A 16949-nucleotide genomic window follows, 5' to 3' on the forward strand; every position below is an offset into this window, starting at 1 on the left:
AGTGAAATCTTTGTCTTCAAGTCGCCGGGAGGTACTTGTAGATTGTTTTCACGTCCACGCCTGTCACATCAGCCACCTGCTGCCGGGTAGCGCCGTTCTCCAGCATTCTGCGGCACTGCTCCACCACATCTTCAGTCATTACCCGGCGACGGCCACCGACTCTCCCCTGCTCCCTCGCTGCGGCTAAACCCGCTCTGGTTCGCTCGACGATCAGCTCGCGCTCCATTTCCGCCAGGGCGCTCATGACGTGGAAGAAAAAGCGGCCTGCTGGCGTACTGGTATCGATGCTGTCGGTCAGGCTGCGGAAATTCACCCCGCGCGCCTGTAGCTCCGACACGAGCGTAATCAGATCGCGTACGCTGCGGCCAAGCCGATCAAGCTTCCAGACCACCAGCACATCGCCGGGCTTAAGCCTGCGTAAGGCCCGCCTCAATCCCGGCCGTCTGGCATTTTTCCCGCTCGCGGTGTCTTCAAATATCTGTTCACATTCTGCGCGAAACAGTGCTGTTTTCTGCAAATCGAGGTTTTGATCCCCTGTAGAGACCCGTGCATAGCCAATCAGCATGTTGTAACCCGTTGAAATAGCTGATTGTAAAAAGCTCCGCTCTTTCGCTCAAACCCTCGTTTGGGCGAACACCGTTTTGGAGCAAAAAAACATGGCCTTTAACCCGGAGCTGGGGAGCACGTCTCCCGCTGTGCTGCTCGATAATGCCGAGCGCCTGGATAAGCTGGTCAATGGGTCTGCGCTGACTGAGCCGGATCGCGCTGGCGATGATCTGGATACCTGGCGCGGAATGATGGCGAAAAACGATGAGGTCAGGCAGAACCTGATCCCACTCAGCAAGCAGTATGCGACGCTGGCAGCGGCCCAGGCGGATATCGCGAATATCCCTGTGAACGCCACCACCTACGTCCGCAGCCAGGATGGCAGCGCGCTGGCTACAGAGTATATGAACGTGGCAGGGACACTAACGGCCACGGGACGGAAAATGCTCTCGCAGGAAGGGGTTGAAGCGGGGCTGGCATATACAGCGACGCTGACAGACCGGGAAGGTATTAAGCGACAATATGGCGACTACCAGGATCTGACAGGGTTAAAGCTGCTGGACGACCCTGCGCTGATGCTGCCGGAAGATTCAGTAATTGAACTGCGAACCCTGGCGACAACGTCGGATGTGAACACGGTTTACAGTCGACTGGTATTTTCTTCAGCGGGTTCTGAAGCGATGGCCTTTGTACTGCCGGGAACAAAGACGCAGTACGCTCAGGGAAAATTCTGGTCAGCCTATCGCCTCTTCCGGTTCCGGGACCTGAAGTATGTGGGCATTCTGGAAACCACCGCAACGCTGGTCCGGGTGCGCTATGACCTGCCTGCTGGCTTCGGCGTCCCGGTGGCCGGTTCAAACTATATCGCGCTGGACTTAACCGGGAAATTCGCCCCCGCTCAGGCCGGACTGGTCACGTCGGTGACGAGGAAGTCCATTTCGGGTACGGCAATTGCGAATGCCATTCAGTTTGTGGTCACCCTGGCAGAGCTGACTGCTGCGGGCTTTACTGCCGCCACGGTGGGAGACTACCTGAAAACTATTGCTCCGGATTGCCTGTTTGCCGGATATGCGGCGTACGATACCACTATCGCACAGACCGGGTTTGAGGATTATTTCAAAGCCCTGTTGCCTGCCGGTGACTATACCGTCAGCACTGAAGGCTTCACCACATCCGGTCTGGCTGTCCTTCCGGCAGGAAGTTATGCCGTCTGGCGGCGTAAAGTGGTGCGATCGGTGCGGGTGGGTAACTATCAGCGAAAAGGTACGGACGTCAAAAATACCCTTTCAGCCGGGTACGTTAATTATCCGGTAGAAATCAGGGTCAGTTTCTCGCCCGGTGACGTCCCGGATTCCGATGCCCTGCTGGTGACAGATACTGACGGTAATACGTTTGATGCCCAGTTTGCTGATGATATCCATGTTAACCCGCGTCAAAAGTCGAATATCAGCTATCACGCGGATGGCTCCCTGGCGGCAGGGTCTGTTTTCATTCTGGATTCGCTGTCCAGTGGTGCGCAGAAGTATTACGAGGTGAAAGCCTGGAACCGTCGCCGGACTGATCTGGCCTCTGGCTCCTGGCCGCAGCTGGTGAAGACTGCCGACGGTTACAGCGTGACGGTCAGCGGGTACAAATACACCTTTTTACGCCAGCAGGGATTTGCCCTGACCAGCATTACCGACCCGGCGGGTATTGTTCATAACATTACACACGGCTGCTATTACAGCCAGGTGGTGGCCGGGGTGGCGGTGGATGAGCAGCTTATTCTGGGGGCATCCATCAGGCTGGTGAACACGGGGCCGGTCTTTACCGAGCTGGAAATGACGGTACGTAACCGGGCCGGAAACACGCTGGCAGAGGGCGCCCTGATGGCAACAGTCCGGTACCGTCTGTTCAGAAACGGGAAGGTTTCTGTCCGCGTCATGAATACGGCGATGCAGGATATTCCCGTCGGCGTGCTGTTCGGGGTGTACTCCCGGCTCCTGCTTAACGACGGAGTGTACACCTACGACACCTCCCGTGCGCTGGCTTACTTTACCGATGCCACCACGGGGAAACGCTTTACGGCGGCGCTGGTCTATGCAAACGGCGACGTTCACCGGGACGGGCCAACCTACGGGCCAAACCGTCCGGTTCGCGGTACGGCGCTGGTACCCGACGGGGCAGCGTACACCCGCATTGATGCCGGATGGCGGTATGGTTCATCGAATATTACCGATTATTCGTTCCTGAACTGGCCGGTGAAAAAAGGCTGGACCTGGACACATGAGCTGTGGATTGACTGCGATAACAGTGTAACAGCGGCGGCGTCGAATGCCACGAACGCCCTCATTAACAGCCAGGCACTTAACCGGCCTGTGGGATTCGCGGGAGACTGTGGGTATGCCGGCGTTATCCGTCAGGAGTTGCTGGAAAAAATGGCCTGCCATATTCGCGGTTCAGTGGAGTGGTGGAAATCGGAAGACGCCCGCCCATATGGCGGTGGCATGCCATTCATCAACGGTGAAGGTAAACTGGAATATCCGGCATTTTATTGTGTACCGGCGGACATTTTCCTGCTGGCCCGTTATGGCACCGGTGATCTGGATACGGTGTACACCACCTTTAAAAACTACATGGCGCTGGATAAGGGCTCCATCATCAATCCGGGGGCCGCGTATACCGGCGGGTGGTGGGGGCTGCAGTTTCAGTCGCGTCTGAGCATTCCCTGTTACGAGTGGCTCTACAAAATGGCGGTGAAGGCGGGGGACCCGGCCAAAATCACCGAGCTGAAGGCGGGGATAAAAAGCCTGGCGGATGCCGTCTATACGTACTGGGCAGCCAACGGCGGTATTCAGATTGCTGGCACAGCCACCGGGGTTGGTGCCAGCAATGCCAATGCCACGGGACTGCGGGCGCTGGCGCTGGGTATTTACACAGGGCAGGACAGCAGCGGGCATTACCTGACAGCCTTTAATGCTGTTGAGGCGCTGCTGACGGACCGTAACCAGTTTATGAAGGCGGAAGGAATTCTGCAGGATGCAGCGACGGAATACCCGAGCCGGGCGATGTACCTGCACTACGCCAGCTACGCCGTTAACAACTATCTGTTAGCCTGCAGACTGCTGAACCGTACCCCGGCCTTTGACCTGGTCAATTTCATTCTGTCAGCAACCAGCGGAATGGGGGCGTTTAAGGAAGTGGATTTTTGCATTTCCGAAAGCCGCCGGGGTGCTGCCAGTACCATCACCTTTGCGCTGCTGCCGCTGCTTTTTTCAGACCGGCCATCAGCGTTATCGGCAGCAGGCAGTTTGCTGGATAAACTGAAAACGCAGTACGGGCCGAAGCCGGGTTTCCCTAAACGGTTCTTTGGATTCGACGGCACGAATGCTGCGGGAGACACGCTGTCAGAGATCAGTTTTGTGGCGTCAACGTTGTCTGATTTGTGGCTTTTTTACAACCAGGGTTAGTACACAGTCTGAAATAAGAAGAAATATCTGGAAACACCAGGAATTTTCTTAGAAGATACGCGGTGCGCAAAGACGCACACAGCAATAATGTCATTCATCGCTTTCCCCGGCTCTTTGCCGGGGATTTTTTGTTAGATCTATACCACAATCCCTTTTTTTGCCGCACTGACGCGCATCAGCTGTACCAGTAATGCAAAATCGGCGTCAGCCAGATACCCGCTCAGGATTGCGACCTCGCAAACTCTTACCACCCCACCAAACTGGCTGTTATACGCCGATCCTATACGCAGGAAATCTCCCAAATCCGCTGGATTCAGTGCCGGGCCGTTCACCCCGGTTGTTCCCGTCGTCAGGTTATTTACCGTTCTGGTACGAGCTGAATTTTTTACCCTCCCGCTAATCAGACTCCATGTGTTAATGGGCGCATCAGGAGTATTTGCTCTCGCGACAGTCGAAATACCGTTTACCAGTACACCATGGTTAAAAGTGGCCTGAACGTTTCCGTCTGCGGGTGTGTTGATATCAAACCCCAGCTGAGTACCAATGCACAGACCAGTACCATCGGCGCGCTGCGACTGATAGTTAGAGACGACAGCGGAGCTGGCATCATTCATCGGCATTACCGAGGCGACAATGGTCATATCCTCTGTGTTTTTTATTGACGTCGCCAGGTATGCCACCTGTGCACCCGTCAGCTCAATGTAGTTTCCACCATATAACGGACTGCCAATGACGGAGAGCGCCGGTTTGTCCTCAATCAGGTTGCGAACAGATGTCGCTGCATCAATACCAAATGAAAAGAACCCCTCCCAGGGACCAGCGAAAGGAACGGACAGTTTCGCTTTAGGTGAAGCCCACAGGCTGGCATTTCTGTTAATAATTCGGGTTGCCATATTTACTCTCCGGTTAATAAAAATCCTGCGGGATAGTCCCGGCAGTAAGCGTCAGCCGGTCGAAGGTGCACCAGTTACCCGCAGCTCCGCCTGCTGTATCCAGTACTGCCCGAACCGTGAGGGCCGTTGCCGTTGTAGGTACGGTAATAACGGTGGCTTTCCAGATAAAACCACCACGTCCCCCACTCGGGGTACCATAGGGCCGGTTGTTTGAAATCTCAGGTATCTGGACTGTTCCACAGTTACCCCGGGTTGATGTTGACGGAACAAATACCCTGGCCGCCAGTACAACGGTTTTTCCACGCAGGCGTTTCACAAGGGCGGCAGGTAATGTCGTGGCGGCGTAAGTTTCGACAGTATCGGTCTGGGTGAGGCGTAAACCATACGCTCCACTTTCCACGTTTGAGAAGTCCCGCTCTGCCGTACATCCTGTAAGCGTCCAGCCGTCAGGCGCATTCAGTCCTTCTGACCAGGTGGTGAAATCACCATTCGTGAGTAAGCTGGTTCCTGCTGCCAGTCCTGGAATAAACCGGGAAGGACTGGCTGGCCAGACGAACAGATTTTTAACCAGGTCGAAAATTTTCGCGTCACCGGTAGCATTCGGATGAATATTGTCCATATACCAGGCTGATGGTTTGCCCGCGTTCTGGAACAACTGGAATACGTCAACCAGACTGAAGCCTGCCGTGATTGCAGCCTGACGCGCACCGTTGCTCCGGACAGTCCCGTTATCGCTGTCCCTCAGCGGATTTTGCGAAACTATTATCGCCCCGGCATTGGGGTGTCGTTGCAGCATGGTGTAGAGAATGGCTAAATCCATCCCCATGTGGGTGCTGGCTGGCACATTGTTATCTGTGTTGTGCCCGTGGTTGAAAATAATCAGGTCGGCCTGCCGAGGCACGTACGCGGTCTCAAAATACTGTCCCATCAGATAAAGCGGTTGCGTACCGGCGACCGCTGCGTTGTAAAAATGCAGGGTTTTCCCCGCAGTGCCGACCTGAATTGTCTCCGGGCTGCTGTAGGCACCGGAAATCCAGGAATAATAATTAACGGTATAGGCTGGATAGTTCCCGGCCAGGAACTCCGCCAGCTTACGGGTCCATTTTTTGAATACACCGTTAACCGGATCGGTATCCTGAGTAATGCCGGTGGAATCGGAATTAATGATGATGCAGACATCTTCCAGCGCAGCCCGCATTTTTGACAGCAGAGCATATGCAGCTGTTTGCGGAGGCAAATCAACCGTGACCTCACCGGGATCGACATTACCGTTTTCACTGTCTTCTGTCGCCGGAACGGAAAACCCCAGCTCATCAGACAGCATTAACTTTCCACCATCAAAATGCGGATCGTGAACAAGAGAGAGATTGCCGGAGGATATTTCATCTTCATCCAGTAACGACATCGGTGTTTCGAAACCGCCATCGGCACGAATACGCGAATGAGAAAAACCCAGCGGATCAGTAAATTCGACAAGGTTGACAGATAGTGGTGCCTGCCGGATATTGCCGCCTGCGTCCATTGTTCGGCCTGTTGCCGTCAACGTCCCGTCTACATTCCTGTATTCGATAGCCAGAAAGGCATCGTCAATACTACGTACGAAGGTTGTGGAGCCCTCCGGGATATTCGCGACATCTGCCTGCGCCGCCGCCAGCGTCTGGTACTGCTTACCGAGTGGAATGATGTTCTGCCTGACTTCATCGTTTTTCGCCATCATCTGGCGCCATGTATCGAGGGGTTCACCACCGCGGTCGTTAACCGTCCCAGCTGGACCGTTAACCAGCTCGTCAGCGCGCTTAACGTTGTCCATGAATATTTCCGGCGTCGTCGTGCCCAGTGGCGGGTTAAGTTCGGCCATGTTTTTTGCTCCAAAAAAGGCGTTCGCCCAAACGAGGGTTTGAGCGAAAAGAGTTAATTAGGGGAATTTGTGGTTTTAGGCGACGTCGCCGGGGTATGTGGCGTCGTCGTACTGGTAGAAAATTTCTTTATATTCAGGTGCAGTAATCTGACAGTTGCTGTCACCTGATGGGGCAACCTCCTGGACTATCCCATGCCGCGCACCCTTTTCACTGTCGCAGAATAATAACTTCGGTAGATCAATATCTGGGTCGTCCATAATCCAGTCGCCGGGATGCAGGTCGTCGTTGTACGGCACCGTCAGCGTGAAATCATCTACCCGTTGCGGCGTGAGCATTCGCGATGATGGTCGACCGTCCTGAAACTGTATCCAGCAGCGAGGATTCACGTAGCTCCAGTCCAGTGGCTCCGTGACGTGCAGCGTAATTTCCTGGAAGTCGTAAATCATCGCGTCAATCAGGCAACTTTGGGTTTTCCCGGTTGGGATGTCATCGGACAAAATGATGTGATCACCGAAGTCATGACACCATCCCAGCATTGAAGTCGTAGCCGTATACGTTCGGCGTTGGTGGAGATATTTCATTAACCGACGCATCCCGATACGCCAGGCGCGATCTGCAGTCATGGCAACATCAATGGTGTATGCCTCCGTTTTGCGCGGAAAAGGATTTTCCGGCGTCCGGCACTGTACGGTTTCCTCCGCCCAGGTCACAGGGTTGATATATTTCACATCCACGCCATCAAAATCATCCTCCGACGGGACCCTGAATGACGTCTGCATTTCCTCGACGGTATCCTGAGGTGTAATGATCCCTGTCCAGCTTTTGACGCCCTCTCTCCCGACAGAAAGCAACCCGTCAGATAGCAGAAAATATCCCATGCCAGCCTCGGCTATTTTGTCGAAAATATCCTTTGCTGACGTGCTGTCACTGCTTGCCTGGTGATCAAAATATTCTCCCCTTGGCGTCCAGTAGGTATCCTCCAGCGTACTGAGCGCCGCAATGTCGATCTGGTCGTCGCGATATCCCAGACTGCGGGCAAGATGCAGGAACGCACCGCTGATTGTCCTGTCACCTCCGCCATCATAGTTTCGCGTGGCGACAACACTCACACGCTTGTCTGACTGCGCCGCCAGCTGGCCGCCGGTTTCAACCGTGATCCCTATTGTTGATATCCCTGCGTAGGAGGTTGGACGGGAAAGCAAACGACCTCTGAGCGCCTGCCAGAACATGCTGTCTCTCGCGTTATTGCTCCCCTGCTCGTTACGGCGGCGGCATCGAACCTCCACCAGCCCGGGAGAGGACAGATCAAAACGCTCTGTAAAACCGAGGCCATTAATGTTTTTAAGCGCGTAAACACCTGGCTTACTCGTCCACCCTGATCCGGAACCATAAACGCGATACTGGATTTCATACTCGACATGGCGGACCCGCTTATTCCCGTTGTTCTGGAACCCACAAATTCCGTTTGGGAAAGCAAAGTTGACCTCGAAGGCGTCCACAACTTCATTTTGCGGACAGGCCAGAAAAGGGCCTAGCCAGGTTTCATTATCGTTAATACCAGACGCGGCAAAATCCACGACGGTACGGGTCATAAAGCCTGACCACGTGCTGTCAACGACACCGTTAACCACACGCTGTACGGTCGCAGAGGGACCATCAGTAGACGCTATCTGGTATTCGTTGCCACGGTGCGCCAGGGAAATCCGCTGAGAACCTTCCGGCAGTCCTGAAAAGGCGGTGCCAGAATCGTAAGCCAGCGTGACGCTGGCTGTTACCGCAGGGCTTCCGCCGCTGGAGGCTGTACCAGCTGTAAATACCGGGCTGTCGCCAAATACTGACGCAGGCAGGAATGATGATGTAATGGAACCGCCACGCCAGGGGCTGGAGATCTCGACGATACGTATCACGCCGCCATCATCCTGAGCAATGAGCCCCGAACCATTCAACCCGCCATTAATCGCTGCGAGCAAGCCAGACATTGTGCCGTAGTTGGCGACCAGAGATATGGTATAGGTGATACCCTGCCAGGTCAGAGCAAAGGTCTGGCTGGTTGTCGTAAAGTCATACGTTGACGGCGACGCACTGGCGCGTAATACCGCAGTCGCTCCACCTGTTCCCGGAATGGCGTCCTGGTGAGGGGTATACGTCGCGATCTGGAGATCATAGTCAGTACCGTTAAACGTTAGGGTGACAGGCATTCCGCTGAATGGCGCAATCTCTGACACGACGTCTCCTGTCAGCACGTTAAAACCGCCCTCGATGGATACCTGATAATTCACTGGCGCTTTCAGGGTGACAATTGCACCGGCGATCCAGCCAGGAGGAAGTTTGTTCTCATCCTCGTCTTCATCATTATCATCATCGACATCGAGGCCAGAAAACGAGACAGAGGCACCGCTGACGGTCATGGCATCAGCAACGATATCACTGGCTTCAGGGGCAGTCTGAGCCATATCGAGGCCGCTGCCGCTCGACGTTCCCCCAACTTCCGTTGAGTTGAACCATATCTCACTGCGACGATCCCCGGCCACATTATCGCCAGGCCCATAGCTGGTATATGAAAAGCCCTCGCCTAAGGTCAGCGCCGGAGTTTCTCCTACCCGAAAATCCCCACCGGTATAGGAGAAACGCCCATATCCAAGGCAGACAAACATTTCGACCGTCATTCTGGTTGGATCAGCGGGGTCGAATCGCGTTACCGGCTGTACCAGGTAATCCGGGTAGATCCGGTTTCGCCCGAAAGCCTCCCTAACGGGATCGCCAAGCTTCGCTGTGTTGGCTTTTGCCGGATTCAGATCCAGCGATGAAGCGTTACTGGATGAAAAGCCGCCCAGCTCTGGTTTAGGGGCAAAGAATAATGCATAGGCCGTAGACGCAATGGATACGGCCACCGAAACCCACGCGGCAATTTCAAGACCCGTGCCATACGGAATGGGATATATCCGCACATCGCTGTCTGGCCGCAACAAACATAACGGCCATTCCGCCGGGGGGACTGCCTGGCCGTTCAGCTCGATCACGACAGGATGAGTTTTATCCTGTGAATAGCTCGGGACATTTCTGCTCATCCACTCATGCAGCGTCAGCACACCATGCTCGTGCGTTTCAAGGGGTTCACCCGGTAGCCGGGACGGGTAAAACTTTATCGTCATTGCCAGAACTCCACGCGGTTAAAGCGACGGATAAATCGCGACAGTGGCAGAAACGTAACCCCCGAGCCTGGATTACATTCCGCGACCTGCAGCTGGTTATCGAGCATCACAACAATCCCAACATGGGAAACCGTTGAACCCGAATAGCAAGCAACTCCGGCGCCTTCACACGGGGCACAACGTTTCAGCGAAAGCATCAGCTTTCTCGCTTCCCGGTCGAGGCCCCCGCCGTCTTTGGTCACACCTGCAAAATCCGGCCATTCAGGTAGCCCAAGGTCGCTGCGTATTTCATTCACAATGCCGAAGCAGTCGAGTAGCGGGTAGGCTCTACCGCCCTTCTGCCATTTAACAGAACGGTATTTATCAGGATTAAACATATTTGCCTCAGGTTAGTAACGTAAGCCCGGATGCTCGGCGAGGTTGTAACGTTTACGGGGCCAGGCTGTTTTGAGGACATTCATATAGCCTGCCATGACCTGAACTGCTGTCGGCGTCCAGGAGCCGGATTTGATATCGAGCGTATACGGTGATGATGCCGGAGCAGACAGATCGGATGAAATGTACCGCCGGAATGTCAGCGTGGCTGATTTCATTTCATCCAGAATTTTATCGATCGCCTCTGAAACCCGTCCGTCAATATTGCTGATAGCAAACTTTAAATCCTGTGTCCCATCGGCGTTCCTGGCTGGTAAGGCGATATCTATCGCGCTGGCATCAAACGTCACCGGCTGACCATTTTCCAGCGTCACTGAAACGTCATCCCAGCCACTGGTTAGCCAGTAGTTATCATCGCCTGCTGATATCTGCAGCGTATCGTGAATAACCTCCGATCCGCTGCTGGCATATAGTCGCTCAAGAATTGTCATGCTTCGGCCACTCTCTGTTTAGCGCAATATCCAGTAACGACTGGCCAGCCAGCCATTCCGGGTAATTCCCCCAGCCAGAAGGCGGTAACGGGCGTTCCCATAATTCCAGCGTTGCGCTGTACTGCCAGTATTTTGGCGCGACCAGCGTCGGCCCTTCGTAAATATCCACGAACCTGGCTTTATAGGGCTTTACCCCGATGGGAGTCTGGAGTTTCAGATAGAACCAGGACTGGCCATCTTTAAGCGCATCCCTGAAAAACGCCTCAAACACCTGCGCCAGAGCATCAGTTTTAAAAATCCATTTAACTGATGCCTGGGTGGGTGTTGAGGTATATCGCCTTCGTTGTTGAGCGCGACCGGACGTCATCTCAGTTCGCAGTAAAGGTGATATGGGCTTAAACCCGTACCCGTCCATAAGCGGCATGGGCAGGTATTCATCCGGGTAGAAAATATCTGCCATGAATATTCCCTCCGGGCAGGTCTATCTTGGTTTTTTAGATTGGAGATTTGAATAAATAGCCCGACCGAATTTCTTCTGGGGGTTATTTACTTCGGCGGTTAAGGTGTTAACTATCCGCTGTTCCAGAGCGTCATTCCTTCGCTCAATTGCCTGCATCGTTATGTCATCCGGTTTACCGGTGAACGTACTTCTGGCATCTACGCTGACAGCAATTCGTGGCTGTGCCTGGATCTGCTTCGCAGCGTTCTGTACCGCCGGTGATTCCCGCCCAACAGCTCTGACCCCCAGCGAACCATCAGCGCCACGGGTAAGGGGCATGATGGCTTCCGGCCCAGCCTCCCCGAATACACCTGCCCCTTTCGCAAACGCAAAATATTGGGGAGTGCTGTAAACACCATTGCTGTAGGCAGAAAGTGACGGAGAATCGTAAACGCCTCCAAGAGCGTTAAATGAAAAATTAGCTCCCGCGCTTTGAATAGCGGTACCACTACTTGCCGCACCGCTGGCACCGCCAAAAAGACTACCGAACAACCCACCCGCTCCGCCGCCAAATGACGCCATAATTGCTTTGGTGATTAACGCCTGTGTTGCCATCTGGATCAGCGTCTTAATCACCGTTTCGCCCAGGGAAGAGAAAATATTAGACATCCCATCTTTAAAAGAAGCAGCGCCTGTCAGGACGTTTGTCAGGTTGTTGGAGATAGAGTTAGTGGTGGCATCCAGAAGCTCGCTGGTTGCAGTGGCAGCCATTGAACTCAGATCAGAAGCCTGATCGGCATAGTTCATCAGGGAATCGCTGATCCCCGTGCGCCAGTCTGACTGCTGTTCATCGGTCTTTTTGTAGTAGTCCTCCTGAATCGCTAACCGTTCAGCAAGCGCCGCCTGCAGCGCTTCCGTTTGCTGTTTGTACTGGTCTTCAGAAATTTGCTTCTTGTTAAAGTCACGCTGAAGCTCATCCTGCTGCTTACGGAAGTCAGTGCGAATATCCGCCATTTCCTTCATGCGGTCGCGGGCTTTATCTCCCATCCCGGCGCCAAGAAAATCTATATTCCCCCGGTCACGCGCAGCGGCATTACTGTCAGCCAGCCCATCACGGAACGTTTGCAACTGTTCAGCAATGTTTTTCTGATCGATTAGTGCAGCATTTTGAAGGATTATTTCTTTTTTGGCTTGCTCAAGAGAGGCTAGCTCCCCCTGCGTCACCTGATATTTCATTTTAGCCAGTTCGGTATTCTGGCTTCCCAGGGCAATTTGTTCCTGCTGCTGTTTAATAAGGCGCTTGTAAACGTCTTCTGTCTTTTCAGCTGCTTTAACCTCTTCGCTTTTTGGCGCTTTCCGGGTGGGTTTATTGGATTCATCGTTTTGCCATTTCGCCAACCCCTGATTAATAAACAGATCGCGGTTAGTTTTAAACTGAGGTTCATCCTTAAGCCCCAATTCGTCAGCGGCATAACCTAACCGTGCTCTCTCCCTTGCTTCTCCTTTAAGCTTTGATAGTTCAAGGTCCTGACGGCTTTTTTCCAGAGCATTGGCTTGCTGTGATGTTAAATCAGCCTGAGGCATTCGCATTGGAACATTAACCAAGCCCTGCCGTTCCATTAAAAGCTGATTCCCCAATCCAAGTAAACGGTTAACTTCGGAATACTTACCAGTCATCATTACAAGGTTCTGGTATTCAGAATTTTGCCGCCATGCTCTTTCTTTTATAAGATCGTTTCTTCTTCTTTCTTGTTCCTCCTGTGCCTTTAGTATATCACTTGCCTTTTCTCGCATCTGACGTAGTTTGTCTTCTTCTACGACAACCTGTTCGGTAAGAATTGCGATAGCCTTTGTAATATTCAAATCATTTTCTTGAGTAATACCTGGCTTGCTTCTACTTTCATTTAAATCCTTTATTTGTCCGTTAAGACTTTTAACGCTCCTTTCTTGTTCTTCGATTAGGCGCTTTTGTTCCTGCATCGCCTCAACCGATAATCTGCGATTACTATCGACCTCAGGTAGGGTCATTGAGGAGGTTTTTTCTCTGATTTGATCTATTTGGCTGGCATACTCCTGAGCTGATTTACGGGCCTGTTCCTGATTCTGATAAACAGCGTACCATGCACCAGCCCCCAGCATAACTAACCCTGGTATACCACCGATCAGGCCAAGGGCGCCGCTCATCAACCGGGTGCCGACAGAGGTAACGCTGTTAAGGTTATTTTGGGCAGAGACCCGACCTGCAATATTACGACCAAGAGCGGACTGAGCCGCAGCCAATTTTCTTTCTGCAATAGCCTGTGCGTCGGCATTTTTTGCAGCCACAAGCCCAGCCTGAGCCCGCTCCAGAGCTGTTCGTGCTCGTACTTTTTCTGCAGCTGTCCCGGTGGCGAGAGCTGTAGTCAATCGACCCTGTGCCGCGGTAACCCTTGCTTCTGCGGCTGCAACCCTCTCCTGTTGTGCAGCCTGAACATCTGCACTTTTAGCACTCTGAAGTGCTTGCTGGGCGCGATAAACGGCGGCGCGGGAAGCAGCAACAGAAGATTGCGCGGCTTTTTCCTGAGCGACTGCAAGAGCTACCTCAGATTTTGCCGCTGAGATAAGTGCGCCAGTAGCACTACTTGCGCTGGTAACAATCCCGCCAAGATACCGTGCTAATCCAATCCCAACCAGACCACCTGCAGCTGTGGTAACCAGTGACATATTATCTGCTACGTCACTGAGGGCCCCGCTGACAGCAGAAGATGTAAGAGAATCCAGCGTACCTGCCAGCCCATCAAGACCGCCAGAAAGTGCGTCTGTTGCACCAGTCGCCTGGTTTACCCCACCGACCCATGCCATAAACGAGTTAGTGACTTTTTGCATTGAGCCGGACACTGTCGGCGGTAACGAGGAAAACTCCCCCTGTAACACACCTAACTGGCTGATTAATGCTGGTACGACTTTATCAATCGTGAGTTGCCCCTGGTCAGCCATCGCTTTAAGATCTTTTCGGGCAACCCCCATACCAGCAGCCAGGGCACGGATGACACGATCCCCAGCTTCGTTAACCGCGTTAAACTCTTCGCCACGCAAAACACCTTGAGCAAGCGCCTGGCTAAACTGGGTAATAACAGAACCGGCTTCTTCTGTGCTTGCACCAGATAGCTTTAGTCCTGTTGATACCGCTTCGGTGATTTTGAGTACTTCATCTGAGCTGTAGCCAAATTCACGCATTGATGCTGCAGCGCGTGAAAATAAATTAGCGTTATCAGTAAAAGCAGTACCCGTACTCTGGCTAATCGCCATTAAACGAGTCTGAGATAAAGTGAAATCGTTTGAGGAAACCGAAGCCTGTTTAAGTCTTGCGTTTACGGAGTTCCACTGGTCAGCAATTTGAACTAATTTACCAGTAGCAAATGCAGCTGCTGCTGCCGTAGCGGCCCGACCAGCAGAAGCAAATCCATCCGTTAACTCGGAAAGTGCCTTTTGGCTTTCCTTTGCTGCGATTGCGGCCTGACGGCCACCATTCTGCATTGTCTTATAATAGTCAGACCCCATGCGTGATGCGCGGGAAATCTCGGTCTGGAAAGACTGAGAGTTTGCAGAAACCTTTATAATAAGCTCACGTAAGGTTGCCATTTCTTTCCCCACAGACGAAAAAAAACCGCCGAAGCGGTTTATAAAAATTCGTATAAGTGTTTTGCTGAGTTAAGTGAGCCTTAATACACCTTTAACTTATTTAGCTTGAGGTGCAAGAATAGCATTTGTTTCTTTAGGCTTCAGCGTATACATTCCGCCATTGAAAGGATCAACTGCCAACCATCCAATTAATCCACCAAACACGATATTTCCACCAATGTACCAACCATTGGCGCTAGCTTTAATAGGTAGTGTAACTGCTGAATAACCATCCTTGGATAGTGTTACCTGATAGTTCTTTTTACCAAAATAACTCCCATCAGATTTTGCCAGAGTAACGCCTTGAGGTGTTTTGCCCTGCGCAACGACTCGCCCTGCATCATCCTTGATTTGGAAGTCAGCCCCTGCAGGATCACTATTGACTTGAACGAGCTGCGTATCATCACCAACTATAGTGGCGCAACCAGTAAGTAGATATGCGCCAAATAACACCGTAAAAATTTTTTTCATTAGATAAGTTCCCTTTGTTTCAATCAGAAACACAATATCACAGAAAAATCACAAAAATCCAGACTACCTGACCTTGCTTTATGAAAATACTTAGATTAATGAAGGCATGGCTTCTACTATTTGGCTGCTGAAAGTAATGCAGCCTCTAATCCTGCAAAGGGATCGCCGCCGTCGTTTACCTCATCCTCTTCTGCGCTCCACTGAAGCAGAGCATCTTCAATGGTGACTTTACCGCCCTGCGCTCCGTAAACCGCAGATACCAGCTGAGCATTGAGAATATCGCCGCGAATATCGCCGATTGGGCTGATACGGTCGTATTCAGCCCACATCCTGAATTCGCCAACCGTCATGGTTTGTCGCAGTTCGCCCAGCGTGCGGCCCATCCGGAGCGCCAGCGCCATCAGGAACTGCATGCCAGGCATTTTTACTTTGCTTTAGCATCATCCGCGTCACGAATGAGATCAAGTGCCTGCTTCAACAGCCGGGAATGCACAGGGCCATAGATCGCTTCAACCTGTTCGGTGTCATCGACAGTAAAGACGGGCTGCAGGTCGGTATCCAGCAAAATATCGATGAAAAGCGTGACGTCGGCCCGCATCGTGCGGAAGGCTCGTTCTGAAGGGGTCAGTTCTGGTGCCTCCTGGGGCTCCTGCCCTTCCGGTAGTTTGGGTGGTTCCGGGCTGGCAATGCCCTGCCAGCGAATCCAAGCTTCTGCTGATGGCTCACGAATGATGACTTTGGCGTTATCCCACTCCGGAACGGAAACTTCTTTTTTACGAAAGCCCGCCATCGGTGCCAGTGCCAGTGCTTTAAGACTCGGTTTTGACATTAATTTTATCGCCGGTCTCCCGGCGCTCCGTTAATTGATGGTGACGGTGCAATCAGAAGAAGTGATCACAGTGCCATCGGCATCAGTAACCACGCAGGAATAAACCCCGGCATCACCGGATACAGCGCTGGCTTTCGTAAACGTTGCGCTGGTCTGGCCGCTGACCGTCGAGGTGCCCTTTTTCCAGGCGTAGGTATAAGGTGCCGTACCGCCCTGGACGACCACGCCCATGGTCAGGGCGCTTCCTGCCGCGACCGTTTGAGACGCCGGAAGGTCAGTAGCAAACGACAGAACTCCTGGGGCGTTAATATTGGTGGGTTTACCTTTCAGACGCAGCGAGAACGTTGCAGCAACCACGCCATTGGTTTGAGAATCCCAGGTGTGCTGACGTACCTCAGCGCGCATCAGGAATCCATTACCAGACGGGAAAATAACCTTAAATCCATAAACCCCGTCGTTATCGTATGCTGCACGAAGTGCATCCTGCGCCGGGTTGCGGTAGAAGTTCCCGGAAAGTGACATTTCAGACGGAGCAGGAAGGCCGTTGATATTTTCCGTTTCATCCGAACACAGCACTGTCACGTCAATATCGTTTTTCTGACCAGCGGTAAAGCTGGCCTGTTTGATAGTGCAACTCAGGTTTAACCAGGTTGCCGTATCCAGCCCTGCCGCAGTGACCGGCACAGAGGTAATCATTACTACCGTTTTTTGGGCACGTTCAAATAGTGCTGACATCGCAGCCTCCATAAATGAAAAAACCGCCAGCGGCGGTCGGATTGAATTGG

General features: G+C 52.8%; 12 protein-coding genes and 1 pseudogene. 1 reads left to right on the forward strand and 12 read right to left on the reverse strand.

Annotation, left to right across the window (positions count from 1 at the left end; genetic code table 11):
• Window positions 1-16: 16 nt before the first annotated feature.
• Window positions 17-565: a recombinase family protein gene (locus tag L2I46_RS07300; protein ID WP_100098023.1), complete on the reverse strand. Its 549-nt coding sequence runs from the start codon at window positions 563-565 to the stop codon at window positions 17-19.
• 91 nt (window positions 566-656) lie between these two features.
• Between L2I46_RS07300 and L2I46_RS07305 the strand changes: the two are divergent.
• Window positions 657-1037: pseudogene (locus L2I46_RS07305) on the forward strand (hypothetical protein); the annotation flags it as partial.
• A gap of 3095 nt (window positions 1038-4132) precedes the next feature.
• On the opposite strand, the gene L2I46_RS07310 reads toward L2I46_RS07305, so the two are convergent.
• From L2I46_RS07310 to L2I46_RS07360, 11 genes are all read right to left on the reverse strand, one after another.
• Window positions 4133-4888, reverse strand: a complete 756-nt coding sequence (locus L2I46_RS07310; RefSeq protein WP_236947690.1) for a hypothetical protein — start codon at window positions 4886-4888, stop codon at window positions 4133-4135.
• Between the two features lie 13 nt (window positions 4889-4901).
• A complete protein-coding gene (locus L2I46_RS07315) occupies window positions 4902-6746 on the reverse strand; it encodes an SGNH/GDSL hydrolase family protein (protein WP_236947692.1) in 1845 nt (614 codons plus the stop codon).
• Window positions 6747-6821: 75 nt separating this feature from the next.
• A complete protein-coding gene (locus L2I46_RS07320; RefSeq protein ID WP_080936558.1) occupies window positions 6822-9899 on the reverse strand; it encodes a host specificity factor TipJ family phage tail protein in 3078 nt (1025 codons plus the stop codon).
• Window positions 9896-10276 carry a nitrite transporter gene (locus L2I46_RS07325; protein ID WP_032441525.1) on the reverse strand — a complete coding sequence of 127 codons (381 nt, stop codon included), beginning with the start codon at window positions 10274-10276 and terminating at the stop codon, window positions 9896-9898. The genes L2I46_RS07320 and L2I46_RS07325 overlap by 4 nt, the downstream gene beginning before the upstream one ends.
• A 12-nt stretch (window positions 10277-10288) precedes the next feature.
• A complete protein-coding gene (locus L2I46_RS07330) occupies window positions 10289-10765 on the reverse strand; it encodes a DUF1833 family protein (protein ID WP_080936559.1) in 477 nt (158 codons plus the stop codon).
• Window positions 10752-11225, reverse strand: a complete 474-nt coding sequence (locus L2I46_RS07335; protein ID WP_004177132.1) for a hypothetical protein — start codon at window positions 11223-11225, stop codon at window positions 10752-10754. The genes L2I46_RS07330 and L2I46_RS07335 overlap by 14 nt, the downstream gene beginning before the upstream one ends.
• 21 nt (window positions 11226-11246) lie before the next feature.
• Window positions 11247-14825: a phage tail tape measure protein gene (locus L2I46_RS07340; protein ID WP_236947694.1), complete on the reverse strand. Its 3579-nt coding sequence runs from the start codon at window positions 14823-14825 to the stop codon at window positions 11247-11249.
• A 96-nt stretch (window positions 14826-14921) separates the two neighbouring features.
• Entirely contained in the window at window positions 14922-15335 is a 414-nt protein-coding gene (locus tag L2I46_RS07345; RefSeq protein ID WP_032441522.1) for a hypothetical protein, read from the reverse strand.
• Window positions 15336-15451: 116 nt separating this feature from the next.
• On the reverse strand, window positions 15452-15757 hold the full coding sequence (locus L2I46_RS07350; RefSeq protein ID WP_143832115.1) for a phage tail assembly protein T: 306 nt from the start codon (window positions 15755-15757) through the stop codon (window positions 15452-15454).
• A gap of 2 nt (window positions 15758-15759) precedes the next feature.
• Window positions 15760-16164: a phage tail assembly chaperone gene (locus L2I46_RS07355; protein ID WP_021313622.1), complete on the reverse strand. Its 405-nt coding sequence runs from the start codon at window positions 16162-16164 to the stop codon at window positions 15760-15762.
• A gap of 30 nt (window positions 16165-16194) precedes the next feature.
• A complete protein-coding gene (locus L2I46_RS07360; protein ID WP_236947696.1) occupies window positions 16195-16899 on the reverse strand; it encodes an immunoglobulin domain-containing protein in 705 nt (234 codons plus the stop codon).
• Between the last annotated feature and the right edge of the window lie 50 nt (window positions 16900-16949).

The sequence above is a fragment of the Klebsiella sp. 2019SCSN059 genome, from assembly GCF_021739525.1.
GTDB classification, from domain to species: Bacteria; Pseudomonadota; Gammaproteobacteria; order Enterobacterales; family Enterobacteriaceae; genus Klebsiella; species Klebsiella quasipneumoniae.